The organism is Mesorhizobium sp. GW821-FHT07A06, from assembly GCF_059419085.1.
In genome coordinates this window covers 81,243-99,738 of the sequence record NZ_JBWKRC010000001.1, presented here as the reverse complement: position 1 = coordinate 99,738, position 18,496 = coordinate 81,243, and the positions used below count along the sequence as shown (strand labels likewise).

Below are 18,496 nucleotides of genomic sequence, written 5' to 3'. Positions count from 1 at the left end.
TCTCCTTATCAGCGTTCGGCAACCGCCTTGGCGGCATCAGGCAAAGCGGATCGCCGCCTTTGCCCGCAGTTTGGCGGCCACTTCTTCGCGGTTGCGCGGATGCTGGTTGGTTTCGAGCGAATCGAGAAGTTCGCGCGCCGATGCCGCAATGGCCTCCACGGCGTGGTCGAACGCATGCTGGTTCTGTTTCGAGGGCCGCGTCGTTCCGCTCAGCTTGCGGACAAATTGAAGGGCTGCGTCGCGCACTTCGTCATTGGTTGCCGGCGGATCAAAATTGAACAGGGTCTTGATGTTTCTGCACATCGCTTCCGTATCTCCTCTTGTCCTGGAGCTGTTTCAATCGGGACGAGTTTCAATCATGATCGTGTCCAAAAACCGGTGAGGCAAGACCATGGTTCGCGGCCAGGCCTCAGTCCGCGTCGAGCGGCTCTGTTCCCACCGGCTTGCCATCGCGCGATAGCCTGATCTTCTCGACCTTGTCCTCGGCCGCCTTCAGCAGCCGGTCGCAATGCGCCTTCAGGGCCTCGCCGCGCTCATAGATCCGGATCGACTGATCGAGCGGCACGTCGCCACGCTCCAGATCATCGACGATCTTCTCCAGCGCGTCGAGTGCCTGTTCGAAGCTCATCGCCTTGACGTCTTCGTTGGTCTCAGCAGCCATCATTCATCCTTTCATCAGTCGCCCGACATGGGCGGCGACCGAAAATGCCAGTCCCTGCAGATCGTAACCGCCCTCGAGCAGGCTGACGAGCCGGTTGCCGCTGTGGCGGGCAGCGCGCTGCATCAGCTGGCCGGTCGCCCAGTCGAAATCGTCCTCGGTCAGGTTGATCTCGGCCAGCGGATCACGGTGATGCGCGTCGAAACCGGCCGAAATAATGATGAGGTCGGGCGCGAAATTGTCGAGCGCCGGCAGGACGCGCGACAGGAAGGCATCGCGAAACACCTCGCTGCCGGTCCGCGGCGCCAATGGTGCATTGACGATGTTGCCGGCGCCGGTCTCGCTCTTTGCGCCAGTGCCAGGATAAAGCGGCATCTGGTGCGTCGAGCAATAGAGCACCGAGGGATCGTCCCAGAAAATATCCTGCGTGCCATTGCCGTGGTGCACATCCCAGTCGACGACGGCGACACGCTCGACGCCGTGCTTCTTCTGCGCATAGCGGGCCGCGATCGCCGCCGTGTTGAAGAAGCAAAAGCCCATTGCCGTGGTCTTTTCGGCATGGTGGCCGGGTGGCCGGGCGGCGACGAAGACATTGTCGGCGCGGCCTGCGAAGACGTCGTCTACGGCGGCGTTGGCGGCGCCGATCGCGGTTATCACCGCCTGCCAGCTCTTCGGGCTGGCGGTGGTGTCGGCATCGATGCGGGCAATGCCCTCGTCGGGGATGGCGGCGCGCACGCGCGCGACGAAATCGGCCGGATGCGCGTAAAGGATGGTGGCCTCGTCGCCTTCCGGCGCCTTGACGCGGTCAAGCTCGGCAAAGGCTTCGTCGTCAAGCACGCGCTCGATGGCGCGCAAGCGGTCCGGCCGCTCGGGGTGACCGGGGGGCGTGATGTGTTCAAGGAAGATCGGATGCGTGTAGAGACGAGTGGCCATCGTCCCTATCTAGTGCCCCAACGCCGCGATGGCCATGCGTCGCGGCCCAATGGCTGGGGAAAATCGCTTCTGCGTCCATTGGCGTCGCTGTGGGGATTGGCGGCGCGGACGCTTCGGCATAAGGTCGCCTTCACTGCCTGGTGCCCGCCGCAAGCGGGAGAATCGGGAACACGGTTGAATTCCGTGGCGTGCCCAACGCTGTGAGGGGGACCGCGCCGGTAAATGCCACTGTCGATGACGGGAAGGCACCGGACGCGGGTTGATCCTGAGCCAGAAGACCGGCCTGGCAGGCACCGTCATCCGCATGGTCAGGCGGAGGACATGGGTTTGCAATCGCAAGGGGACAAGCGATGCCGGATGCTATGACCGCTCCTGTCGGCGACGGATTTGACCAGATGGCGCGCGACGCAGTCTACCGTGCCATGTTCACGCGGCGCGATGTGCGCAGTCATTTCCTGCCTGCTCCTCTCGACGATGAGGTGCTGGCGCGGCTGCTGCTTGCCGCCCATCACGCGCCATCGGTCGGGTTCATGCAGCCGTGGAATTTCATCGTCGTCCGCGATGCCGCGCGACGGGAGAAGGTACGCGACCTGTTCCTGGCCGCGCGAGAACAGGAATTGCCAGAAATCGAGGAAGATCGGCAGGCGCTTTACCGCAAGCTGAAGCTGGAAGGCATCTGCGAAAGCGCGCTCAACATCTGCATCACCTGCGACCGACAGCGCTCGAAGGGCTCGCCGCTGGGACGTTGGCACAATCCGGAGATGGACCTCTACAGCACGGTCTGCGCGGTGCAGAATTTCTGGCTGGCGGCACGCGCCGAAGGCGTCGGCGTCGGCTGGGTCAGCATCATTGAGGCGCAGGCGCTGAAAAGCCTGCTTTCCATTCCCGACCATGTAACGCCGATTGCTTATCTCTGCGTCGGCCGGGTTTCCGAGTTCGCGCCCAAACCGGACCTTGAAACGCATGGCTGGGGCCGGCGCCTGCCCCTGCCCGAACTGATCATGAGCGAGACCTTTTGCGGGAAAGGCGAGGCACCGCTCAAGTCAGCGGTGGCGCGCCTGAAAGCCGTCGATACCGCACAGGCCAGCCCGGCTGATCAGCGCGTCGCGCCGGCCGTGCCCCAGCGCGAGCCGCCGAAGGAGGAAAGCGCCTTGTCCTTGAGTTCCCGGAACTTCGATGACGCCTCGGCCAGCCGGGCATCCCAAGCCGGATCAGGCACCTGGCCGGCGATGGTCTTGAAATAGACCTGCATCAGGCAGGCGATGGCGAAGGGCTCGATGAACGCCGCCTTGAAGGCCCAGGCGAAGACGATGGCCAGCACGAAGGCCCAGCCGGCGAGCTGGCCGGGCATCATGAACAGAATGGCGCCGGCCGGGGCCAGCATCAGCAGGAAGATCACGAACGACACGCCCCACATGATGACCGCCAGCCAGACGGCGTTCTTGACCATGGTCTTGCCGTTCTGGGCGTAGAGAACCACGCCCTGGCGCGCGGTTTCGAAAGGCGAGGACGAGTTGATGCGGATGTTGTAGCCGAGGATGATCTCGTCGATATAGGTGAGCGACAGGCGGATCACCGTGTTGATGAAGGAGACCAGGCCGCTCAGGCCCGGAATGGGCAGAAAGGCGGCGACGCCGCCGAGCAGGCCGGTGATGGCGCGGATGGCGCCCTTGACCAGCTGGTCGACGACGAAAAGGATGTTGGCCTCGGCGAAACGCTCGGTCACGACCTGCCGGGCATAGGCGATCTGGTTCTGGCCGTCAGGGACATCATGGCCGTCGATCAGGTGGACCATGACGGCGATATGGCCGGCCTTGACGACGTAGAGGATGTATTCGCGGATCCAGTAGACGGCGATGGAGACGATGCCGAAGCCGACCACGCCGCCCCACAAGGCAAAGGACAGCGGTCCATCGGGATCGGTGGAAATATGGCCGACGCCATAGCCGACCGAGGCGCCCGTGCCGGTCGCCATGATGTAGGCCAGCGTGATGCCGAAATAGACGATCATGCGAAAGACAATGAAAGGCCAGGTCCGCATCATGATGGACACCGACCTGCCGATATCGAAATCCCACATGCCCCGAATCTCCCCTCAGAGATGGCTAGGGAGCATGCGCTCACCCCGCGGATTGTCAATCATGAGCGGGCACCAGGCCGCAGAAGGGACTTCAGTTCGATTGCGGACCCGGCTCCTTGAGCAGCCCCTCAAGCAGTTGCTTGAACGCCGACACCACCTTCCTCGACGTGGCTTCGGGGTCGTTTGAATTGGCGATCCGCTGCGACGCCTGGCTGCTCGCCCCGTTGATAAGGCGTGCGGCCGTTTCAGGGTCGACGCCCGGGACGACCACCCCTTCCCCCTGCAGCGCTGTCAGGTGATCGGTCATTGAGCCAACGCAGGCATTGGCATTCGACCATTGCGCCGGATCGCCCAGCACAGCCGGGCCATCCCGGAACATGATGCGCTGGATTTCCGGCTCCAGCGCCATCTCGATATAGGTGGTGCATTCGTCGACGAAACGCTGCCAGCGGGTCGGCGCTCTCGAGGCGACCTCGTTCACCCGAGCCGCCATCTCGCCGTCGATTTCGGCGATAACCGCCTCCAGCAGTCCCTTCTTGTCGCCGAAGTGATGATAGAGCGCGCCGCGCGTCAGTCCGGCTGATGCCGTGAAATCATCCATCGACGCTTCGGCATATCCGATCGTCCCGAAGGCCTGGCGCGCAGCTGCGATCAGCTTGGCGCGCGTCTCGGCGATCATCTCCTTGCGGGGTCTGTGCATCTTCTGGCCCTACTTACATACGCCCCGTATGCCAATTGACATACGCCGCGTATGATCTATCTAGTTCTCATACGCTCCGTATGTAATTGTCAGATCGCCCTTTGTCGAGGAACCGGATCATGCAAAACCCTTACTCAGAGATCTTTCGCGCACCCGGTGCCAAAGGCTTCGCAGCCGCCGGTTTCCTGGCGCGCCTGCCGATCGCCATGGCGCCTATCGGCATCGTGGCGATGCTGTCACAGACGCGCGGCGAATACTGGCTGGCCGGCGCTGTCTCGGCGACATTCGCATTGGCCAACGCTTTCCTGGCGCCGCAAATATCAAGACTGGTCGACCGCCTTGGCCAGACCCGGATCGTCGTGCCCACCACAATCATCTCCGTGCTCGCATTCCTGACGCTGATTGCGTCGGCCAATCAGGACTGGCCAGTCTGGACGCTGTTCGTGTCGGCTCTGCTGGCCGCCGCAATGCCCAGCATGCCGGCGATGGTGCGCGCACGCTGGACCGAGCTTTTCCGCGGTCGGCCCGAGATGAACACCGCCTTCGCCTTCGAGTCGGCGGCGGATGAGTTGGTCTACATCGCCGGAGCATCGCTGTCGGTGGGCTTGAGTGCCGCCCTGTTCCCGGAAGCGGGCATGCTGGCGAGCACGCTGTTCCTTGCCTTGGGCTCGACGGCGTTCATCCTGCAGCGCTCGACCGAGCCGCAAGTGCGGCCAATGGGTGCAGGCTCGAGCGGCTCCGCAATTCGCCTGCGCCCGGTACAGATCATCACATTCGCCCTGATCTTCATCGGCGCCACCTTCGCGACGACGGAAGTCAGCACCGTGGCTATCACCAAGGAACTTGGCCAACCCGGCGCCGCCAGCCTCGTCATTGGCGTCTACGCGCTGGGGTCGTTCGTGCTCGGCATCATTGTCGGCGCGCTCAATCTGAAAACACCGCTGCAACGCCAGTTGGCCATCGCGGTAGCCGTCATCGCGGTCAGCACGCTGCTGCCGCTCACCGCCGGCACCGTGCCCCTTCTGGCACTCACCGTCTTCATCAGCGGTGTGGCCATCTCGCCGACCTTCATCACGGCATTCGGCCTGATCGAACGGCATGTGCCGGAAGCGATGCTGACGGAGGGCATCACCTGGGTGACCACGGGGATCGGTATCGGCATGGCGCTCGGCTCCTTCGCCGCCGGCGCCGTGGTGGACGCATTCGGCGCCCAGAGCGGGTTCTGGGTTTCAGTGGCGGCAGGCACCATCGCGCTTGCCACCGTGCTGCTCGGCCAGCGCAGCCTTGCCACCCGTAAATGCGAGTTGGAGGAATGCGACGCCGCTGCCGTTCCGGCCGAGTGACAGCCTGGCCATGTCGAGATTCACGTCAGGCCGACCTCCTGAATATCAACATGGCCTAGAGAATCTCGGTCTTCGCGATGTGGATGCCAAAGCCTTCGAGGCCGACATAGTGGCGCTCGCGCGAGGCGATCAGGTTGATCGAGGAAATGCCGAGGTCCTTCAGGATTTGCGCGCCGAGGCCGATCTCCCGCCATTCGTTCTCGCGCCGGCGGGCCTCTTCATGATCCTCGCGGTCGCCGCTTGCAGGCCGTTTGCGTTCCTGATGCGCGACGCCGACGGAACCCTCGCGCAAATAGACGATGACGCCTCGCTTGCGCTCGCCCATCGCCTTCATGATGCCGTCCAACCGATGGCTAGGGCCGAAGACGTCGGTCACCACATCCTCGGAATGCAGCCGCACCGGCACGTCCTCGCCGTCGCGGATGTCGCCGAAAACGACAGCGACGTGATGCATCGTGTCCCACGGCAGCGTGTAGGTGAAGACCTGTGCCTTGCCGCCGAGCGTGTCGATATCGGAGCAGGCGACGCGCTCGACCAGCGTTTCCTTGCGCTGACGATAGGCGATGAGGTCGGCGACCGACACCTGCTTGAGGCCATGCTCCTCGGCAAAAGCCTGCACCTGCGGGCCGCGCTTGACGGTGCCGTCGTCATTGACCAGTTCGGAAATGACGCCGATCGGCGGCAGGCCGGCGAGCTTGCAGAGATCAACGGCTGCTTCGGTATGGCCCGAACGCATCAGCACCCCGCCTTCGCGCGCGATCAGGGGGAAGATGTGGCCGGGGCGGACGAAATCGGAGGCGCCGACATTGCCGTTGGCGAGGTTGCGCACGGTGAGCGTGCGGTCGTCGGCCGAAATGCCTGTCGTCGTGCCATGCTTGAAATCGACGCTGACGGTGAAGGCCGTGGTGTGGGCGGAATCATTGTCGGCGACCATCGGCTGCAGGTTGAGCCGCTTGGCCTCCTCGCGCGGCATCGGCGTGCAGACGATGCCGGAGGTGTTGCGCACGATGAAGGCCATCTTCTCGGGCGTACAATGGACGGCGGCGACGATCAGGTCGCCCTCGTTCTCGCGCCCGTCATCATCCATGACGACGACGATCTCGCCACGTTCGAAGGCTCGGATGGCTTCGACAATCTTCTTTTGATCGTAAGGCATGGGCGCTCGCTTGGCTCGCAGGGCAGTAAGGAATAGGGCAGTTGGGAAAGGGAGGGTTTTGGCTGTTTCGGCAGGCAGCGTAACATACTGCCCTACCGCCTCATCCCCCTCCCTTCCCCGTCTGTCCTCGATGCCGCAGATAATGATCAGCGATCGCGCAGGCAACCATCGCCTCGCCGATCGGCACGGCGCGGATGCCGACGCAAGGGTCGTGGCGGCCCTTGGTCATTACCTCGACGTCGTTGCCGTCCTTGTCGATCGACTTTCGCGGCGTCAGGATCGATGAAGTCGGCTTGACTGCGAAGCGCGCAATGATCGCCTGTCCGGTCGAGATGCCGCCGAGGATGCCGCCGGCATTGTTGGACAGGAACACCGGCTTGCCGTCATTGCCCATGCGCATCTCGTCGGCATTCTGTTCGCCGGTGATACGGGCGGCCTCGAAGCCGTTGCCGATCTCGACGCCCTTGACGGCATTGATCGACATCAGCCCGGAGGCGATGTCCTGGTCGAGCTTGGCGTAGATCGGGGCGCCGAGACCTGGCGGAACGCCGTCGGCGACGATTTCGATCACAGCACCGACTGACGAACCGGCCTTGCGGATGCCGTCGAGATACTGCGTGAAGACGGGAACAGAAGCGGGATCGGGGGTGAAGAACGGGTTCTCGGCATCACCGATGAAATTCCAGTTCCAGTTGGCGCGATCGATCGACTTCTCGCCCATCGACACCAAAGCGCCGCGCACCACCATGCCCGGCACGACCTTGCGGGCAAGCGCCCCGGCGGCAACGCGCGCGGCCGTCTCGCGGGCCGAGGAGCGGCCGCCGCCGCGATAGTCGCGTATGCCGTATTTGACGTCATAGGTGTAGTCGGCATGGCCTGGCCGGTATTGGCGTGCGATCTCGCCATAGTCCTTCGAACGCTGGTCGACATTCTCGATCAGCATCGAGACCGGCGTGCCTGTGGTGATCATCGTCTGGCCGTCCCCGTCGAGGACGAAGCCGGACAGCACCTTCACCTCGTCTGGCTCGCGGCGCTGGGTGACGAAGCGCGACTGGCCCGGCCGGCGCTTGTCGAGTTCGGCCTGGATTTCATCCCGCGTGAAGCGGATGCCCGGCGGGCAGCCGTCGACCACGCAGCCGAGCGCTGCCCCATGGCTTTCGCCCCAGGTGGTGACGCGGAAAAGGTGGCCGAACGTGTTGTGAGACATGGAAAACTGCCCTGCCCGGCAGTCGAGCCGGTTGAAGCCTGCCTTCTATTGGCGTTTTTTGCGGTGGTCAAACTGTCATCCCCGCCGTTTAAGTTTTGACACATTCGGCTGGTTTCTGCTTTCTTCCATCCGCCGTTGAGGATCCGCCGCCACAGTGCCGGCGCAATGACCAAAGAGGACAATCATGCGTACCCTGATTGGCGCTGTTGCCGCCATGCTGCTTTGTTCCACCGCCGCCTTCGCCGGACAGACCGAGGGCCTGATCAAGAAGATCGACAAGGATGCGCTGACGCTGACGCTGGACGACGGCAAATCCTACAAGCTGAACGCCGAAACCGATCTCGACTCCCTGAAGCCGGGCATGGACATCGTAATCGCTTACGATGTGACCAATGGCGAGAATGTCGTGACCGATATGCAGTTGCCGGACAGCGACACGAACTAGCTCAGGCGGCTTAAAGCCACTCCAGACTATGCCCTTCGAGCTTGAGCACGCGATCCTGCGGTATCTCCAGGTTCGCGGCCTCGTCCTCGGCCATGTCAAGCACGAAGCGGAACAGGGTGCGCATGACGCCGCCATGCGTCACGCAGATCGTCCTGCGATCGAGTTCGTCGAAGCAAGGCTTCACCCGTTCGAGCAGCATCTGGTAGCTTTCCGCCCCCTCGCCGGGTGGCTGAAAATTCCATTTGTCCAGGGCACGTGACCGGCTTGCTCCGGGAGACTGCGTCTCGAGCTCGGCAAAGGTAAAGCTCTGCCAATCGCCGAAATTGACCTCAACCAGCCTGACATCGGTTCGATAGGCGAGCGGATCGAGCTTCATCGCGGCGCGGATGCGCTCCATCGTTTCGCGCGTCCGCCGCATCGGGCTGGCGACGAAATCGAAATCCCTGACATCGCCGACAAGTTGGGCCAGCCGATGCCCGTTTCCGGTTGCCTGTTCGCGGCCAAGGGCATTGAGGTCGGTGTCGGCCTGGCCCTGAAGCCGGAACTCGGCGTTCCACGCAGTCTGGCCGTGGCGCACGATATAAACCAGCGGGTACATCAGGTCTTCCGGAGGTCGGGCCAGGGCCTGGGCGGAGGAGGAGCGGAGGGATTAATCCTTGACCGTCGAAATATCGGGCGCGTCGACCGCCTTCATGCCGACCACGTGATAGCCGGAATCGACATGATGCACTTCACCGGTGACGCCACGCGACAGGTCGGACAGGAAATAGACGCCGGAATCGCCGACCTCTTCCTGCGTGACCGTCTGCTTCAGCGGCGAATTGTATTCGTTCCACTTCAGGATGTAACGGAAGTCGCCGATGCCGGAGGCGGCCAGCGTCTTGATCGGCCCGGCGGAGATGGCATTGACGCGGATTTTCTTGGCGCCAAGATCGACGGCGAGGTAACGCACGCTAGCCTCGAGCGCGGCCTTGGCGACGCCCATGACGTTGTAGTGCGGCATCACCTTCTCGGCGCCATAGTAGGTCAGGGTCAGCAGCGAGCCGCCATCGGTCATCAGCGCTTCGGCGCGCTTGGCGATGGTGGTGAAGGAATAGACCGAAATGTCCATGGTGCGCAGGAAATTGTCGCGCGTCGTCTCGACATAGCGGCCGGTCAGCTCGTCCTTGTCGGAAAAAGCGATCGCGTGGACGAGGAAGTCGAGCTTGCCCCAATGCTTGGCGACATTGGCGAAAACCTCGTCGAGGCTCGCCGGGTCGGTGACGTCGCAATGGCCGGCGACAAAGGCGCCGAGTTCCGCCGCCAGCGGCTCGACACGCTTCTTGAACGCCTCGCCCTGATAGGTCAGCGCGATTTCGGCACCATGATCAACGCAGGCCTTGGCGATGCCATAGGCAATCGACCTGTTGTTCGCGACGCCAAGAATGAGGCCGCGCTTGCCGGCCATCAGGCCCTGTCCACCCGCCATGTGAGCGCTCTCCGCAAGGTTTGTGCTTTGTGGAGTGCCTATCGCACAGGCACACTGCCCCTTCAAGCGCTCAAACCGGACAGTTCAGGGGACAAAAGCGCCGGATCAGCCTTTTTGGCCGCGCAACAGCGTTTCCAGCGCGCTGTCGCCGCCTTCCGGCAGCATGATGCGCACATGGGCGTAGAGGTCGCCATGGCCGCCGGCTTTTTCCGGGAGACCCCGCCCCTTCAGGCGCAGCACCTTGTCCGAACTCGACCAGGCGGGAACGTTGACCGCGAGCCGGCCGGTCGGCGTCTCGACCGGTACCTTGGCGCCCAGCACCGCATCCGCCAGCGGCACCGGCAGATCGGCATGCAGGTCGCGGCCTTCCATGCGGTAGCGCGGGTGACGGCGGATATGGATCTTGACCAGCGCGTCGCCAGGCTGGCCCGGCCCCTGCTCGCCCTGCCCCTTCAACCGGATGGTCTGACCATCCTCGACAAAGGTCGGCAGCTTGACAGCCACCTTGCGGCCATCGGGAAACATCGCCGTCACCTTTTCGGCGTTTGCCGCTTCCTCGATGGTGATGTCGAGCGTGACGTTCAGATCGGCCGCCGTCGCCGGCTGGCGACGGTCGCCTGCGCCCGCGCCGCGCGCACCGGAAAAGGCGTCGCCGAAAATCTGGCTGAAAATATCGCTGTTGCCGTCGAAAGGATCGCCGCCCGGGCGCCCTGACCGGAATTCGAATCGCGAACCACCGGCCCCTTGCTGGCGGCGAAACCCTGCAAAGGGGTCGCCACCACCGGCGGCGCCCTCAAACCCCTGGAAGCGCGGCTTGCCGTCGGCATCGATCTCGCCGCGATCGAAAGCGGCACGATTCTTCTCGTCGCCGACGATCTCATAGGCCTGATTGGCCGCGGCAAAACGGTCCTTCGCCTTGGGATCATTCGGATTCTGGTCCGGATGATGTTTCTTGGCGAGTTTCCGGTACGCCGATTTTATGTCCTTGGCCGATGCGTTCTTTGCAACGCCCAGCACCTCATACGGGTCGCGCATGCGTTCTGCCCTGGAGAAGAGTTGAGTCCATACTTGCCTCCTATATGCGCTCGCATAGGAAGAAATTCCAGTGGCGGACCGTCATATCAAAAGCGGAAAGTCAGAGCGCCTTGAAGCCCTGCATGCGCCATCCGCCGGCGCCGGCGAGGCACAGTTCACCCTCGAACATGGCAACGCCGTCAAAGCTTTCGCGTGAGGCCTTGAAGCGGCGGCACGTCCGCCCCCTGTCCTTCAACTCCGCCAGCTCGGTGATGGAGCCACGCGACCCGGTGCCGGCATTCGCCCACGGCACGGCCTGGCCGCCGAGTTGCTCGATATCGGCGGAGGACACCGCATTACCGATCGTCGTCTGATCGGAGTCGCGATCCGAATCGGCGGGGGCGGATGAAGCCGAGGTGCTGCTGGTCAGGATCGAGCGGTCGACTTCGGCTTTTTCCAGGCTGAATCCACCTGCGCCACAGCCAACAAGTGGCAGGGCGATTGCCACGATCGCCGCTTTCGCGCTGGCCGAAGCGATAACGCTCCATTGCCTGCTGTCAAAAGCTTGCGCGATACGCGACAATCGGCAACCTCCCCCGGTTCGTGACAATTTGAGAAAAACTATGAGTGACACAGAGTTAACAAGCAGTGACTTTACCGAGGCGGCCGAGCCGTTTCGCCTCTTTGCCGCATGGCTGGACGACGCCACCAAGAGCGAGATCAATGACGCCAATGGCGTGGCGCTGGCTACCGTCGATGCCGAGGGCATGCCGGATGTGCGGATGGTGCTGCTCAAGGGGTTCGATGAAGGCGGCTTTGTTTTCTACACGAATTTCGAGAGCGCGAAGGGCCAGGAGATTCTTGGCAGCATGAAGGCGGCGATGTGTTTCCACTGGAAATCGCTGCGCCGCCAGGTACGCATTCGCGGCCCGGTGGAGATCGTCAGCGACGCCGAGGCCGATGCCTATTATGCGACGCGGCCGCGCGGCAGCCGCATCGGTGCCTGGGCATCGAAACAGTCACGGCCGCTCGAAAGCCGCTTCGCGCTGGAGAAGGCGGTCGCCGAATACACGGCGCGTTATGCCATCGGCGAGATTCCGCGGCCAAGACACTGGTCGGGTTTCCGCATCGTGCCGAAGACGATCGAGTTCTGGCACGACCGACCCTTCCGATTGCATGACCGGGTGGTCTTTTCACGCAACGCCAAGGGCGGCTGGGACAAGACGCGGCTCTATCCCTGAGGAATTGCTACTTCTTCCTTGTCATGAACGCCGTGAGCGCCGCGCGCGCCTCGTCCGACTTCAACCGCTCGCGGAAATGCTCGCTTTCCTCGCCGATGCGCGCGACGAGGTCGTCGCGCGAGCCGCGCATGAGATCGCGCGCGATCTTCAGCGCCTGCGGCGGCTTGGCCGCGATCTGGCCGGCAGCCGCCAGCACCGACGCCTCCAGCGCAGCCTCCTCGACCACGTCGTAGATCAGGCCGGCGGCCTTCGCACGCTCGGCGGAAAAGCCCTCGCCAAGGCCAAGCAGCGCGAACGCGCCTTGCTGCCCCAGGACCCGCGGCGCCAAAAGGCTGGATCCCGCCTCGGGCACCAGGCCAAGATCGACAAAAGGCGTCCTGAACACAGTGCGCGGCGTGGCAAAGGTCAGGTCGCAATGCAGGTTGATCGTGGTGCCGATGCCGACCGCGATGCCGTCGACGCCGGAGACGATGGGTTTTTCGACCCTGGCCAGCGCCATCAGGAAATCCCAGACTTCCGTGCCGCCATCGCCACCCGTGGCCACGACCATGAAATCGGCAAGGTCGTTACCCGAGGAGAACGCGCCAGGCACGCCGAGGAACACATGGACGCGGATCGCCGGATCGGCGTCACCCGAGGCCAAGGTTTGCGACATCTTGGCGTACATGGCGCGCGTCAGTGCGTTCTTCTTGTCCGGGCGGTTCATGCGTATGATCTGGATGGCGCCCTGGCGCTCGACGAGGATATGGTCTGTCACAGTGTTTTCCTTGTGAACGTCAGGCTGAAATCAGCGTCTTGCCGGCAGCCACGAGGCTTTCCGCGCCATCGACAACACGCCCTTTCAGGGCACCCGTCTCGCCGAGCAGGTTTTCGGCAAAGAAGCGGCAAAGGCCGATGCGGCCCTGATCGGCAAGAGCGCCGCGCGCCAGATAGGCGCCGCCGGCGGCAAGCGAGATCAGTCTGAGATAAGGCGTCGCACCCGCCAGCGCCTCCTCCGCCCGACCGTCCGCCGACAGTTTTTGCAGGAAACGCGTCGCCTGCGTCAGATCGCCGAGTGCTGCGTCGAGCGCATCCGCGGTGCGACCGAAACCCTGCAGGTTCGAGGTGCGCACGGCGTTGGCGGCCACAGCCAGTTCGCCAATGAAGCCATGCACATGCCCCCCGCCGCCGAGCGGCAGCTTGCGGGTGACCAAGTCGATCGCCTGGATGCCGTTGGTGCCCTCGTAGATCGGCGCGATGCGCGCGTCGCGGTAGAGAGCTGCCGCGCCCGTCTCCTCGATGAAGCCCATGCCGCCATGCACCTGGAGGCCGAGCGAGGCCACTTCGACGCCGACATCGGTCGAAAATGCCTTGGCCAGCGGTGTCAGAAGATTGGCACGATCACGCCAATGCCCGGCCTGGTCACCGTCCGAGACCCGCGCCATGTCGATCGCATGGGCACAGGAATAGCTGATCGCCCGCGCCGTCTGCGTCAGCGCCTTCATGGTCAAGAGATTGCGCTGCACGTCGGGGTGGTGAACGATCGGCGCCATGCCGGCGCCGGCGTAATCCGCCGCCTTGCCCTGGCGGCGCTCATTGGCATAGGCGACCGCCTTCTGGGTGGCGGCTTCCGCGACGGCGACCCCCTGCATGCCGACGGCCAGGCGGGCATTGTTCATCATGGTGAACATGCAGGCGAGGCCCTTGTTCTCCTCGCCGATCAGCCAGCCAATGGCGCCGGGCTTGGCGCCCTGGAACCCATCGCCATAGATCATGGTGCAGGTCGGCGAGGCATGGATGCCGAGCTTGTGCTCGAGGCCGGAACAGAAGACATCGTTGCGAGCGCCGAGCGAGCCGTCGTCGCCGACCAGGAATTTCGGCACCAGGAACAACGAGATGCCGCGCGTCCCGGCAGGCGCATCGGGCAGCCGCGCCAGCACCAGATGGATGATGTTGTCGGTGAAATCGTGCTCGCCATAGGTGATGAAGATCTTCTGGCCGAAGATGCGGTAGGTGCCGTCGCCGGCAGGCTCGGCGCGGGCGCGCAAGGCAGCGAGGTCCGAGCCCGCCTGCGGCTCGGTCAGGTTCATGGTGCCCATCCATTCGCCGGAGACGAGCTTTTCGAGATATTTTGCCTTGAGCTCTTCCGAAGCATGCTTGTCCAGCGCTTCGACCGCGCCCATGGTCAGCGTCGGGCCGATGCCGAAGGCCATGGCGGCCGAATTCCACATTTCTAGCGCGGCGACGCCGAGCAGGGTCGGCAGCGCCTGGCCGCCATATTCCTCGGGCCCGGACAGCGCGTTCCAGCCGCCATCGATCCAGCGGCGATAGAGCTCCTTCCAGCCGGGCGGCGTGGTGACGGCAGCGTCCTTCAGCACCGCACCGTGTTCGTCGCCGATCTTGTAGAGGGGAGCCACTTCCTCGGTGGCGAAACGGCCTGCTTCGCCAAGAACGGCATCGACCAGATCCTCGCTGAGATCGCCAAATGCGCCGGCATCGAGCCCCTGCTTGAGCCCAGCCACGTGCTTCAGCGTAAAGGCGATATCCTCGACCGGTGCCCGATACATGCCGTTCGATCCTCCTGATGCATCGGCCTCGCCGACCCTAGAGCCAGTGCCGCCACAAAACCATCCGCCTTTGGGCGGTCTCCCATCGTCTTTTTACGTAAACGTCAAACTTTGTCACGCGGATTTTGCAATCGCGCCGGCCTGTATTAAATTCCGTCGAAGCCGGATCAAATCGACCGGCGACAGACCAGAATCAGCCGACCGGAACATCCATGCTCGCCAGACCCGACGCCTACCGCTGCATCGAATGCGGCCTGCCTTATCGCGCACCCGGATTCTGGTATCATGAGGGCAGGCTGGAACATGGTGCGGCCTACTGGTCGGATCGCGGCATATTGTGCTCGCCGCAATGCTCGCTGGCCCACCACCGCAAGCGCGCCGCCGAAGGCACGCTGCAGCAGGAGCCCGCGCCCGACCCGTTTGAATTTCCGCCCGGCATCCGGCGCTAGCCGCATAACCGCCCGCCGAGCATCTTGCGTTGCCGGCGACCGAAACGATCATCTGGTCGTCCATGTTCAGAAGGCGATCTTTACACCCAGCTTGCCGCTGACGGTTGAACTGTCTTGGGACCACTTGCCCCGGATCTCGCTGCTGAGGGTGGTCGATTGGGACATTTTCAGATTGAAGCCTGCCGACACCGCCGCCGAGAAGTCCGCATCTTCGAAGTCACTCTCGATACCGGATACGCTCGCGGTGTTTGAATAGCCGAAGCGCTGCTGCAGATCGGCTCGCGCGTAGGGGCTGATCACCATACCGTTTCCGAGTTGATAATCTGCATAAACTCCAGGTTCGAACTTGATTGCGCCAAATGACAGGCGGCTTTTTCCGTACGAAACGCCAGAGCTGTCCGTGTACTCGTCGCCGGTGAAACTAACACCAAGCAATCCACCACGCAGATCGAAGCGCACCCGATCGGTCAAGTTGAAGATGTGGCCGACCGATCCCGTCACGGCGTAGCCTTGTGTGTCATACGTGCCGGAGCCAAGGCCTGTGCTTTCGACATCGGTGTTGCCGAGGAACGCCGATGCCGCCACGAGCATATAGCTGGTGCCGCGACGATAGAGCCCATAACCGCCGAACATACCGCTTCTGTTGGTGGCTTCGCCGTTGGGAGGAAAGAAACCGAACGCATTGGCGTCTACGCTGGCCGATGCATAACCGCCAAACAGCCCCAGGTTCAGTCCGTGCTCATTGTCGAAACCGAAGTGCTTTGCAGCATTGAAGTCCACGCTGACCGCGGCGGAAAATTCGTCAACGTCGAAGTCCGGTCCGGTAATCACGGTCGGCCCCTGTGAAATCGTGAAGCCGTCGTGCTTCGTGTGCGCCAACTGGCCCGAAGCGAAGACGCCGAACGGCGCCGACAGAGCTTGCGCGGGGCCGCTCGCAGAGCCGACATCCGACTCGATCGCGTTATCGACAACACTCAGAAGCGCATCCAGGGACGTGTCGACAACCGCGCCATTGGCTATGCCGTTGAGATAGCACTGCCCTGACAGAACAGTTCCCTCGCCAACGAAGATGCAGGCGGCGGCCTTGGAAGGCAGGAGGACGGCCAGGGCACCGATCGAGAGCGCAATCGCGTTGACGGGGTCAAGATACCATTTCTTTGCTGTCATTGTCATTTCCCCTCTTTATTACAAGTAAGACAATAATAATCAGGGATGCAATTCGCCGACGATATTCAAAATATCCATCCAGCCTCAGCGTGCGCGCTCAACATACTGCGACTGCACTATGGTGATTATAACAGGCTATGCCCTGGGAAGATATGGCTTCGAGCGTCGAATCGGCTTGCGCATGCCGGCGCGGCCGCGGTCCTTGCCAAACGAGTCTTTTGAAGCGCTTATAAGACGATGGTCAGCGCCGTCCCGCTTGGCCGATCAAACGCGGGTCGCGAGACCCTCGCCCTTTCTTTGAGGCGGTTTGTGGTGTAAAATTCAGCGGTCTTCGGAGATACGGGTTTCCGGCGCCCAAGGGGGGCGGCGCATCAGCCGGACGGACACTTCGACGGCGCGAACGTTGTCGCAGCTGAAACGAGCCCGTGACATGACCCACAGTTTCTTCCGGCACTTCGCTGCAGTTCTGCTGGTCGTGTTTTTCGGTTCGATGGCCGCCCAAGCCGCGGTCGAGGAAGTGCTTGCATCAAAGCCAAGCAAGCGGCTTGCCATCATCATTGGCAATTCGCATTACCAAAGCGCCCGCCTTCAACATCTGACCAATGCGGTAAACGACGCCACACAACTCTCCGAGAGTCTGAAGAGGCTGAATTTCGACGTGCTGACGGGGCTCGACCTTTCGTCGGACGGGTTTGCCAAGCTCTTCGACAGCGCCGACAGCAAACTCGCAACCGCCAGCGCCGTGGTGATCTTCTACGCCGGTCACGGCGTTCAGTTGCAGGGAGAGAACTATCTCCTGCCCGTCGATACACCCGATCCTGAAACCCTGGAAAAACTGACCGCGGGCGCGATCAGGCTAAACGACGTGATCGCAAAGTTTTCCAACCGGGAGAGGCAGACGTTTATTTTTCTCGACGCTTGCCGCAACAACCCGGTCGGCAAGGGCGCCAGCGTCATGGATGGCCTTGCCCAGGTCGAAGTGGGCGAAAACACGTTTGTCGCCTTCGCGACCCAGCCAGGCAACATCACGGCCGATGGCTCGGGAGACAACAGCCCCTTTACCACGGCCCTGTTGAGGAATGTTGAGATTCCCGGGCTCAGCATCTCGGATATGATGATCCGCGTTCGCAACGAGACAGAGGCACTCACCGCAGGTCGTCAGGTTCCGTGGGACCAGTCGAACCTTCGCGAGCAGTTCTATTTCACCGAGCAACAAGAGCTCGACCCGGCTCAGTTGAGCGCTAGCCTGTCTCGCATTCTGTCGGACCCGGCCGCCAAGAAAAAACTGCAGCTTGAGCTTGCTTCCAACGACCTGCAGACCGCCGTGCTTATCGTGGGACAGACATTGCGATCGGCCGAGATTTCAGTCCCGCCCGGCGCTTCACCGGAACCGGCAGGTACGCAGCTTGCCAGCCTTGAAGGAGCCCGGCAAAGCGTGGTTTCCGGTCTTGAAACATTGATCGTCGGCACGTCGGCAGGCGAGCCGGACCCTGCGAAAGCGACCGACCTCGCACGCAACATCCAGACGGAATTGCGCCGCTTGGGCTGCTATCGCATGACGGTCGATGGAGATTGGGGCAAGCACTCGGTCCAGGCTCTCAACACCTACTACAAGAACACCAAGCGGGCCGCGTCGGCGACCGAGCCAACGGTTGAACTTCTGGGCGATCTCTTCCTGCACTCCGGCCGCGTCTGCAAGGATCCGGTCATCGTGAAAGTCAAACCGGCGAAGGTCGCCTCGGACACCGCTCTGCGCAAAAAGGGAGCGCCGAGCCGAAAGGCCTCCACGCCCTCACGATCGCCATCGTCGCGTCCCGCCGCGCCCCCTCCCGACATCAGTGGCGGTATTGGGATTGGCGGTGTGTTCTAATCTGGCACGGGCTGCCCCAGCATCGAGAAGCATTCCTTAACCATGACGGTTCAGGATTTGCCTTTGATCAACCGGGATTCCCTGTTTTGAAATTGCAAAGGCGTTTCCATCGCCGTTCAAAGAGCGCTGTGCCAACGCTCGCCAGACCCTTTTTCCCTGAGCATGCCGCTTCTCTGAAACCTCTGTATATTTTCTGGCGACACGCACTGACGCCTCTGG

At 62.7% G+C, this 18,496-nt stretch carries 19 protein-coding genes, 1 pseudogene and 1 riboswitch; of the genes and pseudogenes, 6 read left to right on the top strand and 14 right to left on the bottom strand.

Features of this window, described 5'->3' with window-relative positions; translation table 11 throughout:
• Positions 1-36 precede the first annotated feature (36 nt).
• The 3 genes from AC07SZ_RS00515 to AC07SZ_RS00505 all read right to left on the bottom strand — a co-directional run bounded on the left by AC07SZ_RS00515 (position 37) and on the right by AC07SZ_RS00505 (position 1,591).
• Complete coding sequence (locus AC07SZ_RS00515; protein ID WP_010914875.1) at positions 37-303, bottom strand: DUF2277 domain-containing protein; 267 nt, start codon at positions 301-303, stop codon at positions 37-39.
• A gap of 106 nt (positions 304-409) precedes the next feature.
• On the bottom strand, positions 410-661 hold the full coding sequence (locus AC07SZ_RS00510; RefSeq protein WP_056565628.1) for an exodeoxyribonuclease VII small subunit: 252 nt from the start codon (positions 659-661) through the stop codon (positions 410-412).
• Between the two features lie 3 nt (positions 662-664).
• Positions 665-1,591 carry a histone deacetylase family protein gene (locus tag AC07SZ_RS00505; RefSeq protein WP_056563999.1) on the bottom strand — a complete coding sequence of 309 codons (927 nt, stop codon included), beginning with the start codon at positions 1,589-1,591 and terminating at the stop codon, positions 665-667.
• A 121-nt stretch (positions 1,592-1,712) separates the two neighbouring features.
• A riboswitch (cobalamin riboswitch) is annotated at positions 1,713-1,892 on the top strand.
• A 49-nt stretch (positions 1,893-1,941) separates the two neighbouring features.
• Between AC07SZ_RS00505 and bluB the strand changes: the two are divergent.
• Positions 1,942-2,601 (top strand): annotated as a pseudogene (gene bluB / locus AC07SZ_RS00500) (5,6-dimethylbenzimidazole synthase); the annotation flags it as partial.
• Between the two features lie 86 nt (positions 2,602-2,687).
• Here bluB and AC07SZ_RS00495 read toward each other — a convergent pair.
• Both AC07SZ_RS00495 and AC07SZ_RS00490 read right to left on the bottom strand, forming a co-directional pair.
• Entirely contained in the window at positions 2,688-3,671 is a 984-nt protein-coding gene (locus tag AC07SZ_RS00495; protein ID WP_494912971.1) for a hypothetical protein, read from the bottom strand.
• 91 nt (positions 3,672-3,762) lie between these two features.
• On the bottom strand, positions 3,763-4,371 hold the full coding sequence (locus AC07SZ_RS00490) for a TetR/AcrR family transcriptional regulator (protein ID WP_056564005.1): 609 nt from the start codon (positions 4,369-4,371) through the stop codon (positions 3,763-3,765).
• Positions 4,372-4,490: 119 nt separating this feature from the next.
• On the opposite strand from AC07SZ_RS00490, the gene AC07SZ_RS00485 reads away from it, so the two are divergent.
• Entirely contained in the window at positions 4,491-5,714 is a 1,224-nt protein-coding gene (locus AC07SZ_RS00485; protein ID WP_056564008.1) for an MFS transporter, read from the top strand.
• A 55-nt stretch (positions 5,715-5,769) separates the two neighbouring features.
• Here AC07SZ_RS00485 and ribB read toward each other — a convergent pair whose 3' ends face one another.
• Both ribB and aroC read right to left on the bottom strand, forming a co-directional pair.
• Positions 5,770-6,870: a 3,4-dihydroxy-2-butanone-4-phosphate synthase gene (ribB, locus tag AC07SZ_RS00480; protein WP_056564010.1), complete on the bottom strand. Its 1,101-nt coding sequence runs from the start codon at positions 6,868-6,870 to the stop codon at positions 5,770-5,772.
• Positions 6,871-6,970: 100 nt separating this feature from the next.
• Complete coding sequence (gene aroC, locus AC07SZ_RS00475; RefSeq protein WP_056564013.1) at positions 6,971-8,077, bottom strand: chorismate synthase; 1,107 nt, start codon at positions 8,075-8,077, stop codon at positions 6,971-6,973.
• 184 nt (positions 8,078-8,261) lie between these two features.
• Here aroC and AC07SZ_RS00470 point away from each other — a divergent pair, with 184 nt between their 5' ends.
• Positions 8,262-8,522, top strand: a complete 261-nt coding sequence (locus tag AC07SZ_RS00470) for a DUF1344 domain-containing protein (protein ID WP_056564015.1) — start codon at positions 8,262-8,264, stop codon at positions 8,520-8,522.
• Between the two features lie 10 nt (positions 8,523-8,532).
• On the opposite strand, the gene AC07SZ_RS00465 is transcribed toward AC07SZ_RS00470, so the two are convergent.
• The 4 genes from AC07SZ_RS00465 to AC07SZ_RS00450 form a co-directional block, all read right to left on the bottom strand.
• Positions 8,533-9,120, bottom strand: a complete 588-nt coding sequence (locus AC07SZ_RS00465) for a histidine phosphatase family protein (protein ID WP_056564018.1) — start codon at positions 9,118-9,120, stop codon at positions 8,533-8,535.
• A 51-nt stretch (positions 9,121-9,171) separates the two neighbouring features.
• Positions 9,172-9,990, bottom strand: coding sequence for an enoyl-ACP reductase FabI (gene fabI / locus AC07SZ_RS00460; RefSeq protein ID WP_056564020.1), 819 nt, complete (start codon positions 9,988-9,990; stop codon positions 9,172-9,174).
• Between the two features lie 105 nt (positions 9,991-10,095).
• Positions 10,096-11,025: a DnaJ C-terminal domain-containing protein gene (locus AC07SZ_RS00455; RefSeq protein WP_494912970.1), complete on the bottom strand. Its 930-nt coding sequence runs from the start codon at positions 11,023-11,025 to the stop codon at positions 10,096-10,098.
• A gap of 100 nt (positions 11,026-11,125) precedes the next feature.
• A complete protein-coding gene (locus AC07SZ_RS00450) occupies positions 11,126-11,587 on the bottom strand; it encodes an RT0821/Lpp0805 family surface protein (RefSeq protein ID WP_494912969.1) in 462 nt (153 codons plus the stop codon).
• Positions 11,588-11,627: 40 nt separating this feature from the next.
• On the opposite strand from AC07SZ_RS00450, the gene pdxH reads away from it, so the two are divergent.
• Positions 11,628-12,245, top strand: coding sequence for a pyridoxamine 5'-phosphate oxidase (pdxH, locus tag AC07SZ_RS00445; protein WP_056564028.1), 618 nt, complete (start codon positions 11,628-11,630; stop codon positions 12,243-12,245).
• A gap of 7 nt (positions 12,246-12,252) precedes the next feature.
• On the opposite strand, the gene AC07SZ_RS00440 is transcribed toward pdxH, so the two are convergent.
• Both AC07SZ_RS00440 and AC07SZ_RS00435 read right to left on the bottom strand, forming a co-directional pair.
• Positions 12,253-13,002 carry a crotonase/enoyl-CoA hydratase family protein gene (locus AC07SZ_RS00440; RefSeq protein WP_056564031.1) on the bottom strand — a complete coding sequence of 250 codons (750 nt, stop codon included), beginning with the start codon at positions 13,000-13,002 and terminating at the stop codon, positions 12,253-12,255.
• 19 nt (positions 13,003-13,021) lie between these two features.
• Positions 13,022-14,791 carry an acyl-CoA dehydrogenase family protein gene (locus tag AC07SZ_RS00435; RefSeq protein WP_494912968.1) on the bottom strand — a complete coding sequence of 590 codons (1,770 nt, stop codon included), beginning with the start codon at positions 14,789-14,791 and terminating at the stop codon, positions 13,022-13,024.
• Positions 14,792-15,003: 212 nt separating this feature from the next.
• Here AC07SZ_RS00435 and AC07SZ_RS00430 point away from each other — a divergent pair, with 212 nt between their 5' ends.
• Positions 15,004-15,240 carry a hypothetical protein gene (locus AC07SZ_RS00430; protein WP_056564040.1) on the top strand — a complete coding sequence of 79 codons (237 nt, stop codon included), beginning with the start codon at positions 15,004-15,006 and terminating at the stop codon, positions 15,238-15,240.
• Positions 15,241-15,306: 66 nt separating this feature from the next.
• Here AC07SZ_RS00430 and AC07SZ_RS00425 read toward each other — a convergent pair whose 3' ends face one another.
• Complete coding sequence (locus AC07SZ_RS00425; protein ID WP_246738848.1) at positions 15,307-16,407, bottom strand: autotransporter domain-containing protein; 1,101 nt, start codon at positions 16,405-16,407, stop codon at positions 15,307-15,309.
• Between the two features lie 430 nt (positions 16,408-16,837).
• On the opposite strand from AC07SZ_RS00425, the gene AC07SZ_RS00420 reads away from it, so the two are divergent.
• A complete protein-coding gene (locus AC07SZ_RS00420; RefSeq protein WP_056564045.1) occupies positions 16,838-18,277 on the top strand; it encodes a caspase family protein in 1,440 nt (479 codons plus the stop codon).
• The last annotated feature ends 219 nt before the right edge of the window (positions 18,278-18,496 follow it).

What these genes read in the sequence shown, in the direction of transcription:
- AC07SZ_RS00515 (WP_010914875.1), bottom strand. Translation starts at nt 303, where the DNA reads ATGTGCAGAAACATCAAGACCCTGTTCAATTTTGATCCGCCGGCAACC.
- AC07SZ_RS00510 (WP_056565628.1), bottom strand. Translation starts at nt 661, where the DNA reads ATGGCTGCTGAGACCAACGAAGACGTCAAGGCGATGAGCTTCGAACAG.
- AC07SZ_RS00505 (WP_056563999.1), bottom strand. Translation starts at nt 1,591, where the DNA reads ATGGCCACTCGTCTCTACACGCATCCGATCTTCCTTGAACACATCACG.
- AC07SZ_RS00495 (WP_494912971.1), bottom strand. Translation starts at nt 3,671, where the DNA reads ATGTGGGATTTCGATATCGGCAGGTCGGTGTCCATCATGATGCGGACC.
- AC07SZ_RS00490 (WP_056564005.1), bottom strand. Translation starts at nt 4,371, where the DNA reads ATGCACAGACCCCGCAAGGAGATGATCGCCGAGACGCGCGCCAAGCTG.
- AC07SZ_RS00485 (WP_056564008.1), top strand. Translation starts at nt 4,491, where the DNA reads ATGCAAAACCCTTACTCAGAGATCTTTCGCGCACCCGGTGCCAAAGGC.
- ribB (WP_056564010.1), bottom strand. Translation starts at nt 6,870, where the DNA reads ATGCCTTACGATCAAAAGAAGATTGTCGAAGCCATCCGAGCCTTCGAA.
- aroC (WP_056564013.1), bottom strand. Translation starts at nt 8,077, where the DNA reads ATGTCTCACAACACGTTCGGCCACCTTTTCCGCGTCACCACCTGGGGC.
- AC07SZ_RS00470 (WP_056564015.1), top strand. Translation starts at nt 8,262, where the DNA reads ATGCGTACCCTGATTGGCGCTGTTGCCGCCATGCTGCTTTGTTCCACC.
- AC07SZ_RS00465 (WP_056564018.1), bottom strand. Translation starts at nt 9,120, where the DNA reads ATGTACCCGCTGGTTTATATCGTGCGCCACGGCCAGACTGCGTGGAAC.
- fabI (WP_056564020.1), bottom strand. Translation starts at nt 9,990, where the DNA reads ATGGCGGGTGGACAGGGCCTGATGGCCGGCAAGCGCGGCCTCATTCTT.
- AC07SZ_RS00455 (WP_494912970.1), bottom strand. Translation starts at nt 11,025, where the DNA reads ATGCGCGACCCGTATGAGGTGCTGGGCGTTGCAAAGAACGCATCGGCC.
- pdxH (WP_056564028.1), top strand. Translation starts at nt 11,628, where the DNA reads ATGAGTGACACAGAGTTAACAAGCAGTGACTTTACCGAGGCGGCCGAG.
- AC07SZ_RS00435 (WP_494912968.1), bottom strand. Translation starts at nt 14,791, where the DNA reads ATGTATCGGGCACCGGTCGAGGATATCGCCTTTACGCTGAAGCACGTG.
- AC07SZ_RS00430 (WP_056564040.1), top strand. Translation starts at nt 15,004, where the DNA reads ATGCTCGCCAGACCCGACGCCTACCGCTGCATCGAATGCGGCCTGCCT.
- AC07SZ_RS00425 (WP_246738848.1), bottom strand. Translation starts at nt 16,407, where the DNA reads ATGACAGCAAAGAAATGGTATCTTGACCCCGTCAACGCGATTGCGCTC.
- AC07SZ_RS00420 (WP_056564045.1), top strand. Translation starts at nt 16,838, where the DNA reads ATGACCCACAGTTTCTTCCGGCACTTCGCTGCAGTTCTGCTGGTCGTG.